This is a genomic window from Streptomyces sp. NPDC101225 (assembly GCF_044767585.1).
Taxonomy (GTDB): Bacteria; Actinomycetota; Actinomycetes; order Streptomycetales; family Streptomycetaceae; genus Streptomyces.
The window spans coordinates 43,561-59,730 of the sequence record NZ_JBIWOE010000032.1 but is presented as its reverse complement, the minus strand read 5'-3'; the positions used below and the strand labels follow the sequence as shown (position 1 = coordinate 59,730).

9 protein-coding genes are annotated in these 16,170 nt (G+C 71.5%); 5 read left to right on the top strand and 4 right to left on the bottom strand.

Annotated features, from left to right (window positions below; translation table 11 throughout):
- Nucleotides 1-67 precede the first annotated feature (67 nt).
- Together ACIRPX_RS33535 and ACIRPX_RS33530 are read right to left on the bottom strand one after the other, a co-directional pair.
- Nucleotides 68-1,984, bottom strand: a complete 1,917-nt coding sequence (locus ACIRPX_RS33535) for an N-acetylmuramoyl-L-alanine amidase (RefSeq protein ID WP_404202321.1) — start codon at nt 1,982-1,984, stop codon at nt 68-70.
- Nucleotides 1,985-2,230: 246 nt separating this feature from the next.
- Nucleotides 2,231-2,683 (bottom strand): SsgA family sporulation/cell division regulator, encoded by a 453-nt coding sequence (locus tag ACIRPX_RS33530; RefSeq protein WP_404202319.1) that lies wholly within the window; start codon nt 2,681-2,683, stop codon nt 2,231-2,233.
- A 360-nt stretch (nt 2,684-3,043) separates the two neighbouring features.
- On the opposite strand from ACIRPX_RS33530, the gene fxsT reads away from it, so the two are divergent.
- From fxsT to rph, 3 genes are all read left to right on the top strand, one after another.
- A complete protein-coding gene (gene fxsT / locus ACIRPX_RS33525; RefSeq protein ID WP_404202317.1) occupies nt 3,044-5,062 on the top strand; it encodes an FxSxx-COOH system tetratricopeptide repeat protein in 2,019 nt (672 codons plus the stop codon).
- Between the two features lie 271 nt (nt 5,063-5,333).
- A complete protein-coding gene (locus ACIRPX_RS33520) occupies nt 5,334-5,954 on the top strand; it encodes a transglycosylase SLT domain-containing protein (RefSeq protein WP_404202405.1) in 621 nt (206 codons plus the stop codon).
- A gap of 326 nt (nt 5,955-6,280) precedes the next feature.
- Nucleotides 6,281-8,881, top strand: a complete 2,601-nt coding sequence (gene rph / locus ACIRPX_RS33515) for a rifamycin-inactivating phosphotransferase (RefSeq protein WP_404202315.1) — start codon at nt 6,281-6,283, stop codon at nt 8,879-8,881.
- A 58-nt stretch (nt 8,882-8,939) separates the two neighbouring features.
- On the opposite strand, the gene ACIRPX_RS33510 is transcribed toward rph, so the two are convergent.
- Complete coding sequence (locus tag ACIRPX_RS33510) at nt 8,940-10,841, bottom strand: SMI1/KNR4 family protein (protein WP_404202313.1); 1,902 nt, start codon at nt 10,839-10,841, stop codon at nt 8,940-8,942.
- A 218-nt stretch (nt 10,842-11,059) separates the two neighbouring features.
- Here ACIRPX_RS33510 and ACIRPX_RS33505 point away from each other — a divergent pair, with 218 nt between their 5' ends.
- Together ACIRPX_RS33505 and ACIRPX_RS33500 are read left to right on the top strand one after the other, a co-directional pair.
- Nucleotides 11,060-13,069 (top strand): glycosyltransferase family 2 protein, encoded by a 2,010-nt coding sequence (locus ACIRPX_RS33505; RefSeq protein ID WP_404202311.1) that lies wholly within the window; start codon nt 11,060-11,062, stop codon nt 13,067-13,069.
- Between the two features lie 299 nt (nt 13,070-13,368).
- Nucleotides 13,369-14,631 carry an alpha/beta hydrolase gene (locus ACIRPX_RS33500; RefSeq protein ID WP_404202309.1) on the top strand — a complete coding sequence of 421 codons (1,263 nt, stop codon included), beginning with the start codon at nt 13,369-13,371 and terminating at the stop codon, nt 14,629-14,631.
- Nucleotides 14,632-15,112: 481 nt separating this feature from the next.
- Here the strand turns inward: ACIRPX_RS33500 and ACIRPX_RS33495 are convergent, their stop codons facing one another.
- Complete coding sequence (locus ACIRPX_RS33495; protein WP_404202307.1) at nt 15,113-15,607, bottom strand: lamin tail domain-containing protein; 495 nt, start codon at nt 15,605-15,607, stop codon at nt 15,113-15,115.
- Nucleotides 15,608-16,170 lie beyond the last annotated feature (563 nt).

The window sequence follows — 16,170 nt, the reverse complement described above, 5'->3', positions numbered from 1 at the left end:
GCACCGAGGTGCCCGGCGCGTGCTCCGCACTCCGGCGTGGCGATGCCGGCGTGCGGTCAGCCGAGCGTCACCTGCCCTGTGCCGTGACGGCCGAGGCGTACACCAGGGCGACCCGGTGGTTGTACTGGATGGTGTACATCGCCTTGGCGCCGGTGACGACCGTGCCGCTGGAGGCGAAGAAGTCGTCCGTGAGGGCCGGGGACCGGGTGGCGACGTAGGCCTGCCCGGCGGGGACGCTGTACATGCTCAGCGGGGCCTGGGTCGACGGGGACAGGCCCGAGGGGTACTCGGAGGCGTCGGGGTAGCTGGAGCCGTAGACCGGCACCGGGGAGGTGTCCGCGGCGCTGACCACCCGCACACCGTGGGCCGGGGACGTGTTGCAGCCGTGCGGGTTGTGGAACCACACCTTCGCGCCGCTGTACCAGATGGCGGTCCAGTCGCCGTCCTGGTCGGCCACCACGAACTGCTGTCCCGCCTGCGCGGTGCTGCCCCAGTCGTTGATCCGGTCCGTACCGTCCGCGCCGGAGTGGATGGCCTGGTCCCCGAAGAGCGGGGCGGTGTCGCTGGGCGCGGTGCGCAGCGGGACGAAGTTCGACGCCTGCGTGGTCTCGGTGCACGCGGTGGTGGCGCCGGTGGGATCGTCCGAGGGGCAGATCTGCACCGTCTGCCGGTTGTCGTCGAAGCCGGGAGCGATGGTGACGACCGAGCCGACGGGGCCGACCCCGTGCCGCCGGGTGCGCACCCCGAGCAGGTTCATGAAGCGGTGCCAGTCCCAGTACGGGCCCGGGTCCCAGTGCATGCCCGCGACGAGCGACGAGTTCGGCCCGGCAACGTTGTCGTGGCCGACGATGTGCTCGCGGTCCAGCGGGATGCCGTAGCGGTCGGCGAGGTACTTCACCAGGTCGGCCGTGGCCTCGTACTGGGCCTGTGTGTACCAGGTGGCGCCGTGCGCCGCGTAGCCCTCGTGCTCGATGCCGATCGAGTGCATGTTGGTGGAGTAGTTGCCCGCGTGGAAGGCGAGGTCCTTGGTCGGCACCATCTGCGTCACCGCGCCGTCCGCGGAGCGCATGACGTAGTGCGCGGCGCCGCCGCCCGGCGTCTGGAAGGTGGAGATGGCGGCGTCGTAGGAGCTCTCGGTGTCGTGGATGACGATGGTGTCGATGCGGATGCCGTTGGCGGGGCGGTTGGAGACCTGGCCGTTGGACGGCGACGCCGGCACGAAGGAGCAGTCGACGGTGGCGGGGCATTCGACGTCCGTGGCCGCCGCGGACTTCAGCCGCAGGGCGGCCAACTGGCCGGTGGCCGGGCGGACTTCACTGTCGGCATCGAGCGTCACGTGCTCACCGTCCGCCGTGGTGCGCTCGACGCCCTTCTTCAGGGTGGCGAAGACCCGGTCGGCGAAGGCCGCGGCCCCCTGGCGCCGGGTGGACTGGCTGTAGCGGGCCACGGCCGCGTACCAGTCGGCGGGTGCGGCGGAGGTCTTGCCGGTGGCCTTCTTCTGGTAGGAGGCGATCAGGGCCGCGCCGCCGCGGATGTTGGCGGACGGGTCGGTCCGCAACTCCTCGGCGGACAGGCCGGTGAGGTGCGCGGCGGCCCGGAGGGTGTGCAGCGCCGGGTCGGCGGCCATCGTGGCCAGATCGCCGCGGCCCGCCGCCCCCGCGTCGCCGCCGGCCAGCATGGCGGGGGTGACGTCCGTGAGGTGCATCGGCCCGTAGCCGCCGTCGGTGCTGTGCTGCCCGGGATGGGTGTCCCAGGCCGACTCCTGGTACGCCACGGCCATCAGCACCTGGCGCGGGACGTGGTACTGGTCGGCGGCGGCTGCGAAGTCCCGTTCGAGTCCGGTGGCCGAGGGACCGGGTTCACCGGTCGCCAGCGCCGTCCCCGGAACGGCCATCGCCCCCGCGACGACCAGTGCGGCGCTCGCGGCCATGAGAGTCCGGCGGCGCCGGGACGCGTCTGCGCGTCCGGCATGTCTAGTGGTCATGAAATAGTCCCCGAAGCTGAAGAGAATCACCTGCGTGGGATCGGCCGGCCGGTGCACGCACGGCTGCGAGCCCGGCGCAACCACGCCGTCGCCACGTCGAACGTGGATGATCCTCCTCCGGGTGAACCGGCGTCAACCTCGCCCGGCGCAGGGGTGTTTGAGGCAGCGAGCCGTGACCGGGGATGTGAGCGCGGCGGTCACCGCGTGGGCGGCGGTGGTGCCGTGCCGCCGGCTCCGGGTGCCGAATCAGTCGTCGTCGCCCAGGAGCTCGTCGATCTCCCGGTCGATGTCGATGGCCGCGGTCTCCTTCCCGAACGGCACGATCGCGGCCGTGCGTTTCAGGTACAGCACCACCGCCTGGTGATCCAGCACGACCTTGAACTCCTGCCCCTGGCCACGGATCAGGACGGCCAGCTGCAGCGGCCGGTCGGGCAGGACCAGCGGCATGACGTGCACCTTGCCGATCCCGGTGGGGCGGTCCAGCCCGGCACGGAGCAGATCGCGCGACACGACGCACAGTCCGCAGTGCAGGCCGCCTTCGAGCGGGTCCATGCGAGACGCCGACAGCCGGACCACCAGCGGATCGTTCGGGCTGAACCGCATCTGGACGTCGCACGTGTGCAGAGCGCCTTCACCAAGGCTCATCCGGCCGGCGACGAGTGCATCCAACTCCGGCTTTCCGCGATCATCGGTGTGCACCCGAATACCTCATTCCTTCTCCGCCTCATGGCAGGTTGATCCGAGGGCCGGGGACTGGGGCCGCGGGCGAACAGGACGCGCCCCTGGCATATTCACCATGATGCATTTCCGCGCATGTGGGAAGCGCATCACCTCGGCGTGGCGGCCGCTACATATGTACAGGGAACTTGTGTCGGGGCCGCGAGCCGCCCGGTTCCTAGGCGGTCGAGATCCCGCTCGGCGCTGCCGTGTACGTTCCGGTGACCGACGACCCGGTGACATCAGCCGATTGTCCTTCGGCCTCGGGCGTGAACGGCTCGTGAGATACGATCACTTGAGCTGTCGATCGTCGCGGCCGCGGGGGTGTCGAAGAGGGACGTCATGGGGCGAACGCTGGCCAGGGCGGTGGCCGGTCTGCTGGTGCTGTTCGTCGGCAGCCTCGCCTTCAACGCGGCGTCCGGGCAGAACCGTTGGCCGGGGCCGCTCGACTTCGTGCGAGTCCACCCGTGGGTGGTGCTCCTCGTCCTGGCGCCGATCGCCCTGATCGAGTGGTGGCCGGGGCCGCGCCGCGAGCGTGCGCGGGCACCGTCCGAGCCGACGACGTACCAGCTGCCGCCGCGCAACACCAACTTCACCGGCCGCGACGCCGCCCTGCGGGAAGTGCGGCAGCGCCTCACCTCGGCGAGCGACGTGGCAACGGTGGTCGTCCACGGCCTGGGTGGTGTCGGCAAGACCCAGCTCGCGGTCGAATACGCCTACCGCCACCTGTCGACATACCGATTCGTCGCGTTCGTGCACGCCGAGCGCACGGATCTCGTCGCGTCGCAGTTCGTGTCGCTGGCACGGGAGTTGGGGCTGACGGAGGAGAGTTCCGACCAGGTGGTCCCGCACGTGTACGGCAAGCTGCGGGACCGCAGGCCGTGGCTGGTCATCTTCGACAACGGAGAGAGACCGGCCACGCTCGCCCACGCGCTGCCGTCGGGCGGCCCGGCCGACAGCGGCCATGTCATCGTCACCACCAGAAGGAGCGGCTGGTCGGGCACAGGGGACGTCGTCGATCTGGACGTGTTCGCCCGGCGGGAGTCGGTCGAGCTGCTGTCCCGGCGTGTACCCGGCATCACCGGGACGGTCGCCGACGAGATGGCCGAGCAACTGGGCGACCTGCCGCTCGCGTTGGAGCAGGCGGCCGGCTACATGGACTTCAACCACACGGCGCCGGAGCAGTACCTGGCTCTGCTGGCGTCGCAGCTGGAGGACATGATCGGGCGCGGCGAACTGACCGACGGGCCCGCCGTGGTGGTCGCGACGCTGTGGCGGCTCAGCGTGCGCCGACTGGAGGCGGAGCTGCCGCAGGCGGTACGGCTGCTGGAGCTGTGTGCCACGCTGGCGCCCGAACCGATCCCGCTGGATCTGTTCACCGGCCACCCCGACGTCCTGGGCGTCGCCGCGACCGACCCGGCCGCGTGGGACGCGACCGTCGGCGCCCTGGCCGGTCTGGGGCTCGCGAGGCGCGGCGGCGCGTCCCTGACGGTCCACCGTCTCGTCCAGGCGGCCGTCCGGGCCGGCATGCCGGCCGAGGCGCGCACCGACATCCGCGTCCGGCTCAGCCGCGCCCTGGTCGCGGCCGTGCCGCACGACATCCACGGCGACACCGACGCACGGCCGCGATGGCAGGAGCTGCTGCCGCACGTCCTCGCGGCGACCAAGGACGATCCGCCTGCCGAATGCGCTGCGGAGACCGCGACGCTCCTGAGACTGGCATCGACCTTCCTCGTCCAGATCGGTGACTACGCGGTCGCCCTGCCCCTGTGCGAACGTGCCCTCGCGATCGACGAGTCGCTCGAAGGCCGGGACGCGGAGATCGGCTTCGACCTGATCACGCTGGCGCACATCCAGCGGGACCTCGACGCGCCGGAGCGGGCCCGCCCGCTGGCGGAGCGCGCGCTGCGTCTGCACGAGTCCAGCCTGCCGGCGGACAGCCCGGCCCTCGCGACGACCCTGGCGACACTGGCGCGCACACTCTGCCTCGTCGGTGAGTTCGAGCCGGCGCTGCCGCTCGCCGAGCGGGCACTGCGGATAGATGAGACCGCGTACGGGCCGGACGACCCCTACGTGAGTTTCGACCTGATCGCTCTGGCGGGCGTCCACCGTGAACTGGGCGACTACGCCACCGCCGAACCGCTGATCTCACGGGCGCTGCGCATCCGTGAGGCCACCTACGCACCGGACCACCTGTACATCGGATTCGCCCTGCTGCTCAAGGCCGAGACCCTGCACACGTTGAACGCCCCGGGCGCGGCGGACCTCGCCCACCGGGGCGCGCGGATCCTGCGTGCCAGGCTGGGCGAGAGCCACCCCAAGACCGAGGAGGCGTACGCGCTGGCCGGCCGGCTGGGGTGACGTCGGGTGGTCCTGCGCGGGTGACCAGGTCTCGTCGCAGGGGCCGCCTGTGCCGCAGGACCGTGCCGGGCCCGCTCCCGGCCAGGAAGAAGGACGCGCCCGGCGGCCTGCCGCCCCCAGGGGCTGTGTGCGTCCACGCGCCCGACGCTCGACGGTCGCCGGCGCGCAGCCGGAGCGTGGATTGGGGCCGGATCCCGCGGGCACATGCCTTGGACGATCGCGGACGGGGCACCGTCCGGCCTGAGAGACGGCAGGGGAGTGGTGGGTGGAGATGGGCGATCCGTCGACGGCGGTTTCCCGGCCGGGGCCCGACGAACCGGGCGGTGATGAGGCCCGGACCCCTCCGCTGCGGCCCGGACGCTACGATCCGGCCGACTACGCCGGATGTGTGGTGCGCAGCGCGGAGGACACCGGCGTTGCACCCCTGCTCCTGATGACCGTGCTGTACAACGAGGCGTACAAACCGCATCATCCGTTGCTGGAGCGGCTGTGGCACTGGTGGAAGCCCGGGGCGTCGTTCGGCGTGGCCAACATGCACCGTGCCACCTTCGAGCGAATCCGGCGTCGTTACGGCCTGCCGAGGCGATGGCAGGACCTTCGCGACGATCCCGCATGCGCCGTCCATGCCGCGGCCCTGTATCTGAAGGACCTCGACCGGACTCTCCCCGAGCGGCACCATCGCCGCTGCACCCGCGACGAGTTGCTGGCCATGGGGTACAACGCGGGTGAACGCAACATGCGGGCGTTCGCGCGAGGTGTGCCGCCGGGGCCCATGGCGCGGTCGTATCTGCGCCGTTTCCGAGCGCACCGGAGCCGGGCCGCAGCGGCCCTGACCAAGGCTTGCGGGGCGTGGGACGAGGACGGCGGACCGCGCGGCGGCGCAGGCCGCTGAGCGGGCGGCATACGTCCGTGCGCCGTGTGTGCCGCACGTCGGGCGATACGCGTCGGCTTCCGCCGACGGCATGCACAAAGGGCAAGGAGTGCTCTCCTTGCCCTTCCCAACGTATAGCGCACCCGGGGGCTTGCGGCAAGCCCCGGGTCACGGCGCAGAATCGTCGCCCGACGCCACAACCTGCGGGAATGAGGGCACTACGTGCGGGAGATGTACGGGGGAGCGGTGACCGTGTGCACGGTGGGACGAGCGACGCGGCCGGAGGTGCCGGACATCCGACCGGCCGGGGTCGGGCAACGGGACACGACCGCCCCGGAGGTGTCGCGATGAACGGGCCGTACGTGCTGGATCTCGAGGAGGTTGACGCGGCGCAGGTCGCGGCCGTCGGCGGCAAGGGCGCCCAGCTGGGCGCGCTCTCGCGGATCGAAGGCATCCGGGTGCCGGGCGGCTTCTGCGTGACCACCGACGCCTTCCGCCGGATCCTGGCCGAAGCGCCGGCCGTCGACGGACTGGTCGACCAGCTGTCACGAGTGCACCCGGACGACGCCACGGCGGTGCGCGCACTCAGCGCGCGGATCCGCTCGGCCGTCGAGGAGACCGCACTTCCGGGTGATCTCGCCGCCGCGATCACTCGCGCGCTCTCCCGGCGCGGCGGGCAGGCGGCCTACGCCGTCCGGTCCAGCGCGACGGCGGAGGATCTGCCGACCGCCTCCTTCGCCGGTCAGCAGGACACCTACCTGAACGTCGTGGGGCCGGCCGCGATTCTTCGGCACATCAGCCGGTGCTGGGCCTCGCTGTTCACCGAGCGGGCGGTGATCTACCGCCGGCAGAACGGCATCGACCACCGTGCGGTCCGGATGGCCGTGGTCGTACAGCAGATGGTGTTCCCGCAGGCGGCCGGAATCCTGTTCACGGCCGACCCCGTCACCGGCAATCGGAAGGTCGCCACGGTGGACGCCGGGTTCGGGCTCGGCGAGGCCCTGGTCTCCGGTCTGGTGAACCCGGACGTCTTCACCGTGCGAAACGGCGAAGTGGTCGCCAAGACGATCGCCGCCAAACAGCGTGCCGTTGAGGCCCTGCCGGCCGGCGGCACGCGGGAGACGGGCATCGACGCCCGTCGGCAGCAGGAGCCCGCGCTCACGGATGCGCAGGTCCTGCACCTCGTGGATCTGGGGCGGCGGCTCGAGGCGCACTTCGGCCGGCCGCAGGACATCGAATGGTGCCTGGCCGACGACGACTTCCACATCGTGCAGAGCCGGCCGATCACGACGCTGTTCCCCATCCCCGAGGCCGGCGACGAGGCGCATCACGTCTACGTCTCCGTCGGTCATCAGCAGATGATGACCGACCCCATGAAGCCCCTGGGGCTCTCCATGTGGCAGCTGACGGCCATGGTGCCGATGCACGAGGCGGGCGGGAGGCTGTTCGTCGACGTCACCGCCCGCCTCGCCTCCCCCGCGAGCCGCGCCGCCCTGCTGGACGTCATCGGCCGGGGTGACCCGCTCATCAGGGACGCGTTGGAGACCGTCCTCGACCGCAACGGTTTCGTCCCGTCGCTCCCGGACGAGGGCCCCGGCGGGCCGCCGCGGGCCGGGGGCACGCCCGACCCGATCGAGACCGACCCGGCCATCGTCGGCGAACTGATCGAGCGCAGCCGGGAGTCCGTGGCCACCCTGCGGCGCGAGATCCGGACGAAGAGCGGACCGGAGCTGTTCGACTTCCTGCTGGACGCCTTCGAGGAGCACAGGAGAGCTCTCGGCGATCCGCTGAACATGCAGGCGATCATGGCGGGCATGGAGGCCACGTGGTGGCTCAACGACCACCTCCAGGAGTGGCTCGGCGAGAAGAGCGCGGCGGACACGCTCACCCTGTCCGCCCCGGGCAACGTCACCTCGGAGATGGGGCTGGAGCTCCTCGACGTCGCGGACGTGATCCGCCCGCATCCGGAGGTGGTCCGCTTCCTGGAGGGCGTCGAGGACGAGGACTTCCTGGGCGCGTTGGCGAAGCTCCCGGGCGGGGCGGAGGCGCGCGACGCCATCGAGGGCTACCTCGACCGCTACGGGATGCGCTGCGTCGGCGAGATCGACATCACCAGGCCGCGTTGGCGCGAGCGTCCGACGTCACTCGTGCCCGTGATCCTCGACAACGTCCGGAACTTCGAACCGGGTGCCGCCCGGCGGCGCTTCGAGCAAGGGCGTCAGGCGGCGCTGCAGAAGGAACAGGACGTGCTGGCACGCCTGCGCGCCCTGCCGGACGGGGAGCGCAAGGCCGGCGAGACCAAGCGGATGATCGACCGGGTGCGGACCTTCATCGGGTACCGGGAGTACCCGAAGTACGGCATCGTCAGCCGCTACTTCGTCTACAAACAGGCCCTGTTGGCGGAGGCCGGACGCCTCGTGGAGGCGGGTTTGCTGCGGGCGCGGGAGGACGTCTTCCACCTCACGTTCCAGGAGTTCCACGACGCCGTACGCCGTCGCCGGGTGGACGACCGGCTCATCGAACGGCGCAAGGACGCCTTCCGGATGTACCGGACGCTGACGCCGCCCCGCGTGCTCACCTCGGAGGGGGAAGCCGTCACCGGCGTGTACCGGCGTGACGGCGTGCCGGCCGGTGCCCTCGTCGGGCTGCCGGTCTCCGCCGGGACGATCGAGGGACGGGCGCGCGTCGTGCTGGACATGGCGGACGCCGACCTGGAGGCGGGCGACATCCTGGTCACGCCCTTCACCGATCCCAGCTGGTCGCCCTTGTTCGTCGCCATCGCGGGTTTGGTGACCGAGGTGGGCGGTCTCATGACCCACGGCGCGGTGATCGCCCGCGAGTACGGCCTGCCCGCCGTCGTGGGGGTGGAGCGGGCCACCCGGCTGATCCGGGACGGGCAGCGGATCCGTGTGCACGGAGCCGACGGGTACGTCGAGATCCTGTCCTGAGGGCTGCTGCGGCCGTCCCCGCCGCCCCGCCGCCGGACGCCGGCGGGGCACGGCGAACTCAGGGCCTGTGCCGCACGAAGCTGAGGTGGGCGAACCCCTCGCCGTCCCGTGGCGCCCGGCTCCAGGAACGGGTGGTGAAGGTGGCCAGCCTGCCTCGGGTCAGGGCGAAGCGGGGGAGGGAGAGGCCGAGTTCGGTGTGGATGGCCTCCAAGGCACTTACCTCGCCGTCCAGTTCGCTGTCGTCGGGGCGGAACAGCCGTGCCGGGTCCAGGGCCTCGGGTATCGCGCCGGACCGGTCGATCCGCGCGCCCCGCACGGTGAACGCGTAGAGCTGCACGCCCTGTTCGGCCACCGACAGGTGGAACGCGGCAGGGGCGCCGTCCGGGAACGGGGGTCTCCGCTCGCGCCACAGCACCACCGCGCGCCCCGCTGAGGAAGCGACCGGCGCGGGGGACAGGAACCGGTCGCCGAGGCCGTGGTGGGAGTGGCCGTCGAAGGCGAAGGCCCACCCTTCGGCGGTGCGGCCGGCGGCGACCACGGCCCGGTCCTCCCAGAGCTCCACATCCTCCCGCTCGTGGGCCTGGGGCGCCCGCCAGGACGCCCTGTGCGGATCGGTGGGCGCGCTCAGTTCGGCGCCTTCCTCCCCGATCAGAGCAGGCAGGTCCGCAGGGGAGACGCCCTGGACCCAGACACATCGGTACGCGTCGATCCCGCGTCGGCTCGCGGCGGGCCGAGTGAGCCAGGCGAGGCCCGGCGGGTCGAGGTCGGGCACCGGTTCGGGAGCGGCTCCCGTCTGTCCGGACCGCGGCGTGGCGAGGATCTCCCGCCCGCGCTCGGGGGTGATCAGGGGGCCCAGGACGGGATCGGCGAGGATGCCGATGGGTGCGATCAGCAACGGCCCGGGGGCCTCCCACCGCGCGAGCGCCGCCCGCAGCACCCGCCACGCGGTGTCGGCCGCACCCCAACGGGCCGACTCCCGGGCCTCGTCGACGGCCCGGCCCCACGGGCCGCCGGGCGCGTACGCATGGGTGCCGTTCCGTATCGCGGTCAGCACGGCCTCGGCGCTTCTGCGGTCGGCGCCGCGGGCGGCCATCATCCTCAGCCAGTGGTCGTCCCCGCCCGGCCGCCCCGGCCGCCCCGGGCTGCTCGCCGTTGCCAAGGCCTCGAGGGGCAGGATCTCGGGCAGGTAGTCCGGGTCGGCCGCCAGACCGCCGAACCCCGGGGAAGTGCTCGGGTCCAGCAGCTGGCGAAGCTGGTTCAGCAGGACCGCGCCGCCCGGCCGCCCGAAGGAGGCCGCCTCCTCGAGCAGGGCCAGGGCTTCCTCGTGCCGTCCCCGCAGGGCCAGCAGGCGTGCCTCGTCGACACGGGCGTCCTGGGCGCGGGTGGTCGCGTTCACGAAGTCGGCCCGCTCCGACCGGTCGGCGTGGAAGCCGCGGTACATGGCCTCCATGTAGGCGCGGAACGAGGGGTAGCGGTCGGGCAGTTCACCGCTCCACCCCTTGTGGACGTAGAGCGCCCACTCGCCGTCCCGGCCGCGGTCGCCCGGATCCAGCAAGGCGTACGACGCGTCGGACTCCGTGTCCAGCCGCAGCGCCCGCCGCCACATCCCGGCCGGCAGGACGTCCGCCTCGCGGGGGTCCTCGCCCAGGTCCTGTTCGTACAGCGAGGTCATGCCGTGCGGATCCCGGAACCAGTCGATGTCCGCGGTGCCGCCGAGCTGGTAGATCCCGGCCGTCTGGTCGACGTGCCACCCGTCGCTCACCGCCAGGAAGGCACGGTACGAGGACGGCAGCCGACGCCCCAGCCGCCGTTCGGCCGCGGTGATCGCCGCCTCGTCGGCACCGGGTCTGTTCGGGGGGACGCCGGCCTGCCCCTCGTCCGATTCCTCGCCCGCGCGTGGAACCCATTCCTGCTGCCATCGTCTTAGGAATGTGTGCCAGTTGAACGCCTCTTCCGTCATGGCCGAATGGTCTCAGCCGGCACTGACAGCCGGTCGTTCGAGCCGCTGTCGACGGCGCGTCTTCACGACCGAGCTCTACGACATGTAGTAGGTTAAGTCGTACAGAACGTAGTAGATCCGGTGGCGGAGCCCGGCGGACCGGGAGTCCTGCCCGTGTGCCCCACGGGGACGCGAGGGCCGTCACGAAGTGACTCAGCAACGGAGACGGAAGAAGACACGTGCCGATCAAGGTGAGCGTCGTGATCCCGGTCTACAACCCGGGCCCCTACATCGAGGACTGCGTCGCGTCTCTTCTGCGCCAGAGCCTGCCGGGCGACGAGTTCGAGGCGATCTTCGTGGACGACGGCTCCACCGACGAGACGCCCGAGCGGCTGGACCGGCTCGCCGCCGAGCATCCGCACATGCACGTCGTGCACCAGGAGGGATCCGGGTGGTCGGGCAAGCCGCGCAACGTCGGCATCGCCGCGGCCAAGGGCGAGTACATCCAGTTCGTCGACAACGACGACTGGCTGGGCGACGAAGCACTTGAACGCATGTACAACTACGGCGTGAAGCACGACGCCGACGTGGTCGTGGGCAAGATGGCCGGCAAGGGACGCCCGGTCCCCCGGGAGCTGTTCCGCAAGAACCGCCCGTACGCGAACGTCGAGAACGCCCCGCTGATCGACAGCCTCACCCCGCACAAGATGTTCCGCAAGGCGTTCCTGGACCAGCACGACCTCCGCTACATGGAGGGGCGCCGCCGTCTGGAGGACCACGTCTTCGTCACGGAGGCCTATCTGCGGGCCGAGAACGTCTCCGTGCTCAGCGACTACGTGTGCTACTACCACGTCAAGCGCGAGGACGCCTCCAACGCGGGCTTCCAGCGCTTCGAACCGGTCGGCTACTTCAGGAACCTCCGCGAAGCCCTCGACGTGGTCGAGGAGCTCACCGAGCCCGGCCCGCTGCGCGACCGCCTCTTCCGCCGCTGGCTGCGCAACGAGATGGTCGAGAGGATGCGCGGGCGGCGGCTGCTCAAGCTGCCCGCCGACTACCGACGGGAGATGTTCGACGAGATCCACAAGGTGGTCGTCGAGCGTTTCGGACCCGGAGTCGCGGCCGGTCTGCAGACGACGCAGCGGATCGTCGCCGACCTGATCGTGGCCGGCCGGCTCGCCGACGTCGAGGAGTTCGCCCGGTGGGAGTCGGGGATCAAGGCCTCCGGCGTGCTGGAGAGCCTCGGCTGGGAGAACGGCAGGCTGACGATCGGATTCACCGCCGAGTGCACGTCGGGCGGCGAGCCCGTCGCCTACCGCAGGGAGGGCGAGAAGGACCTGCTCGTTCCGCCGCTGCCGCAGGCCAGCCTGGACGCGATCGCCCAGCTCGGCGCGGACTCCACCGCACCACCCGCCCAGTCCAAGGTGGATCTCGTCGTCCGCGAGCGCACGACGGCCGCGGAGTTCTTCCAGCCTGTCGAGTTCACCCGGGAGAGGGCCGCCGTGAAGGGGCGGCAGGGACACGTCCGTCACGTGCTGCGCGGCACCTCTCGCATCGACCCGCTGTCGGCGGCGAACGGCGCCGGACTGGACGCGGGCGTCTGGGACGTCTTCGTCCGCATCACCTCCTGCGGCTGGACCAAGGACACCCGCCTCGGTTCCGTACGCAGCGAGGCGGCCTCCCGTGGCCGCGCCGCCGCCGTCGTCGGCCCGCCGGCCCGCCTGGTCCTGCCGTACTGGACCGACCCGCACGGCAACCTCTCGCTCGACGTCGACCAGTATGCGGGCAGGACCGCGTGCGAGTTCGCCGGTCTCACCCCCGCCGACGTCGCGGTGAGCTCGGACCCCGGCCGCCTCACCGTCGCCCTGCCGCTCCACGTCCTGGGCGAGAGCGAGGCGACCCTGAAGCTGACGCACACCGCGACCGGCCGATCGGTGGACCTGCCGGCCACCCTGACGGCCCGCGTGGAGGGCCGGGCGGAGTTGAGCACCGCACTGCCGCTCGGTGAGCCGGGCGACGGCCGGTGGCGGCTCGGGCTGATCCTGCCGCCGAACCATTCCGGCGAACCGGTGGCACTCCCGCTGGCTCTCGACGTCCCGCCACACGGTGAGGCCGAGGTCAGGCGGCTCGACGCGGTGGCCACGGACCTGGCGGCCAAGGATCCCGGGCGTCGCGGGCCCGCCTCGCGCCGAGCGGGACCGACGTTCCTGCGCCGAGTGGCCGGCAGGCTGCGCCGGGCCCTGAACAAGTAGCGGCTTCGACGAGGCGTCCACCTTTCCACGGAGGGTTACGCCCCCGAGCGTGAGCACGGTATCCGGCGTCGAGCCGCAGGCGCGGGGCCTGCTTCCCGCGTACGAGGACCGCGTCACATGCCGCGGGACCCCGCGCGCCCACTGACAGGCGCTCAGGAACACGACCGTCCCTTCCGATGACACACGGTAGGGACGAGGTCTTTGTCCCATTAGCGTTTCTTGGGGAACGTGGAAGGGCCCGTAACCCTCCTCCTGGGTGTCGGAAAGACCACGGGCAAGGAAACCGGGGATTGAGTGGCATGGGCTTGACCAGCGACACGACCGTGTATGTGATGGCGGCGGTGGCCGCCGTGTGTGTGGCGCTGCTGGTCTGGCTGTGGCCACGCCTGGCCAGGCAGGGGCTGTGGCAGGTGCTCGGACGGCTGGCGGCCGTCGGAGTGACCCAGGTGACGATCATCGCGGCCTTCGCCTGCTGGCTGAACTCCTCGTACCAGTTCTTCGGATCGTGGGGCGAGCTCTTCGGCGACGTCGACACCGCTCCCGTCGGCGTCACGCAGGCGGCCGGCCGGAACGGAGAAGGGACACTGACCGGCGTCTCGGCGAAGGGGGCCTTGATACAGCCTTCCGGCGACGGGCGGCTGAGCAAGGTCAGTGGACTGCCCAGCGGCCCCGCGGCGGTGAACGGGCGGGTCGAGTCCGTGAAGGTCATCGGCCGCCGCACGGGGGTCGTCGATCCGGCCTACGTCTACCTGCCGCCGCAGTACTTCCAGAAGGCCTACCACCGGCAGCGCTTCCCGGTGATCGTCGCGCTCAGCGGCTACCCGGGCAGCATCTTCAATCTCGCGCAGTACCTGCGGGTGTCGCAGACCGCCGGTCAGCTGCAGAAGAGCGGCCAGATGCAGCCGACCATCATGGTGATGATCCGGCCGACGATCGCCCCGCCGCGCGACACCGAGTGCGTGAACGTCCCGGGCGGACCGCAGACCGAGACGTTCCTGGCGAAGGACCTCCCGCAAGCACTGAAGTCCGTCTACCGGGTGGGCCACGACGCCAGTTCGTGGGGCGTCATGGGGTACTCCTCCGGCGGCAGTTGCGCCCTGCAGCTGACGATGCGCAACCCCGGCGTGTACACGACGGCCGGTGCGCTGTCGCCGGACTACAAGGTCAAGGACGACCCCACGACCGGCAATCTCTTCGGCAGCGGGCTGGGCCGGGTCAACCGGGTCAACGGGCACGACCTGATGTGGCGGCTGAAGCACCTGCCCGCACCGCAGGTCTCCGTCCTGGTCGCCGACAGCAAGCACGGTGAGCGCGGCTACCCGCAGACCCTCGCCTTCATCAAGGCCGTCAAGGCGCCCATGCGTGGCGCGTCCATCCTGCCCGACCAGGGCAGTCACAACTTCCCGACCTGGGTACGGGAGATGCCGGCCACCCTGAAGTGGATGAACCAGCAGTTGACCTTCCCGCAGGACGTCGTGCCCCGGCATCCGCGCAAACCCGGCCGCACCGCTCTGCGTGCCTCGGGCGCGGAGTCGTCGAAGCCCGCCACCGGTCGCAAGTGACCTCGCGCCGCGCCGGGAGGCCGGCGCCGACGGGCGGGCTCGGTTGGAGCCGCCGCGCCGACACGGCGGCTTCAACCCCGGTCCTCCGGGCGCGCTGACGTGTGCACTCCCGCGTCTCGCGGGCGCGGAGGACCGTGCGCGAGGAAAAGGGGAGGGGAGCCTCGTTCCTCACGTCGCCGGCGGCCGCCGCAGCCGGGTAGGGCGGCCTGGCCCATGACTTTTCCCCGCTCCCGAGGGTCACTCGGCAGCCGGCTTCAGAAGTGACGTCCCTCGACGGTACTCCGCATCCGACGACTCGGCTCCTCTCGCGCCGGAGTGGTTACGCGGCCCGGCCGCACGATGCGAACGACCCTCGTGCGGAGGGGTGTTGGAGACACGGAGGACCGGGCGGCGATCGCCCCGTACGCGAAGAGGTGGGCCACCGCTCCAGGTGGCCCACCTGCCGGCGCCGGTTCAGTGGGCGGCGCCGCCTACCGCCGTGTCAGCGGCGGTGTCCGCCGTCGTGGTGACGGCCCCAGGAGGCGTCGTCGACGAAACGGCCGTGATCATTGCGCAGGGTCGCCGTGTCGGCGCGGCGGTCCCACACGGAGGCGCGGCGGTCCTGGTACAGGTTGGTCCTGGTGTCGCGGCCCATGCCCGTGTGGACGCGCACGGTGGAGCGGCCGCCCAGACGGTAGTGGTGGAAGGTGTAGGTGTGGCCCTCCCTGTCCGCGAGGGTCCAGCCGTCCAGGTTCACCGGCCGGCGGGCGCCGTTGGTGATCTCCACCCACTCCTTGTTCAGGGTGCGGTTGGAGCGGGTTTCCCGGCCGGGGGAGGCGTGCTGCACGCCGCTGATGAAGACCGCGGCATGCCGACGGCCGTGGCCGTGGTCGTGGTCGCGATCGGCGGCCGTGGCCGGCAGCGCGACCGTGCCCACGATGCCGGCGGCGATGGCAGCGGCGGCGGTCAGACGACGGACGGAAGAAGAAGCGGACACAAGGTCCTCCTTCACGAGGTGCGCACACCCCGGCCGGACGCGGCGTCGAAACCGCAGGCCGGTGAGGTGTGTTGTGCTGAACGTGAGGCCGGTCGGCCGCACCACGGCATCGTGCAACTTGTGCACCCGGTGTGTGGGGGAATTGCGAAGGCCATTGCGGTTTCCGCAGGTTACTGTGACGCTCGGATGTATTGTTCATTTACAGGCTGAATGTGCCGTGTTGACGAAGTGCCAGACGCATATTCCTTGGGAACACTGAAGCGTCACGCATCTGCGCCGGTTTCCGCCACCCCACCTCCATGAGGCCGTTCACCCGAAAGTGAGTAACGGGCCGCATCCGGCCGTGCGGGTGATCGCGTCGTCCATGCCGCGGCCGATCTGCTCGACGAGAAGGCCCGTCTCGGCCTGTGGGCGTTTTCGGCCCGTCGTCTTCGGCGGCTCCGGGCGGCGCGGGGCCCCCCCCCCCCGCGCCCCCCCCCCCCCCCCGGGGGGGGGGGGGGGGCCCGGGGGGGGGGGGCGGGGCCGCCCCGCCCCGCGGCCCGAAATTTATGTGTGGGGTGTGT

Excerpts from the sequence above, each read along its gene's own strand:
- ACIRPX_RS33535 (WP_404202321.1), bottom strand. The coding sequence starts at position 1,984 with ATGACCACTAGACATGCCGGACGCGCAGACGCGTCCCGGCGCCGCCGG.
- fxsT (WP_404202317.1), top strand. The coding sequence starts at position 3,044 with ATGGGGCGAACGCTGGCCAGGGCGGTGGCCGGTCTGCTGGTGCTGTTC.
- ACIRPX_RS33520 (WP_404202405.1), top strand. The coding sequence starts at position 5,334 with ATGGGCGATCCGTCGACGGCGGTTTCCCGGCCGGGGCCCGACGAACCG.
- rph (WP_404202315.1), top strand. The coding sequence starts at position 6,281 with ATGAACGGGCCGTACGTGCTGGATCTCGAGGAGGTTGACGCGGCGCAG.
- ACIRPX_RS33510 (WP_404202313.1), bottom strand. The coding sequence starts at position 10,841 with ATGACGGAAGAGGCGTTCAACTGGCACACATTCCTAAGACGATGGCAG.
- ACIRPX_RS33500 (WP_404202309.1), top strand. The coding sequence starts at position 13,369 with ATGGGCTTGACCAGCGACACGACCGTGTATGTGATGGCGGCGGTGGCC.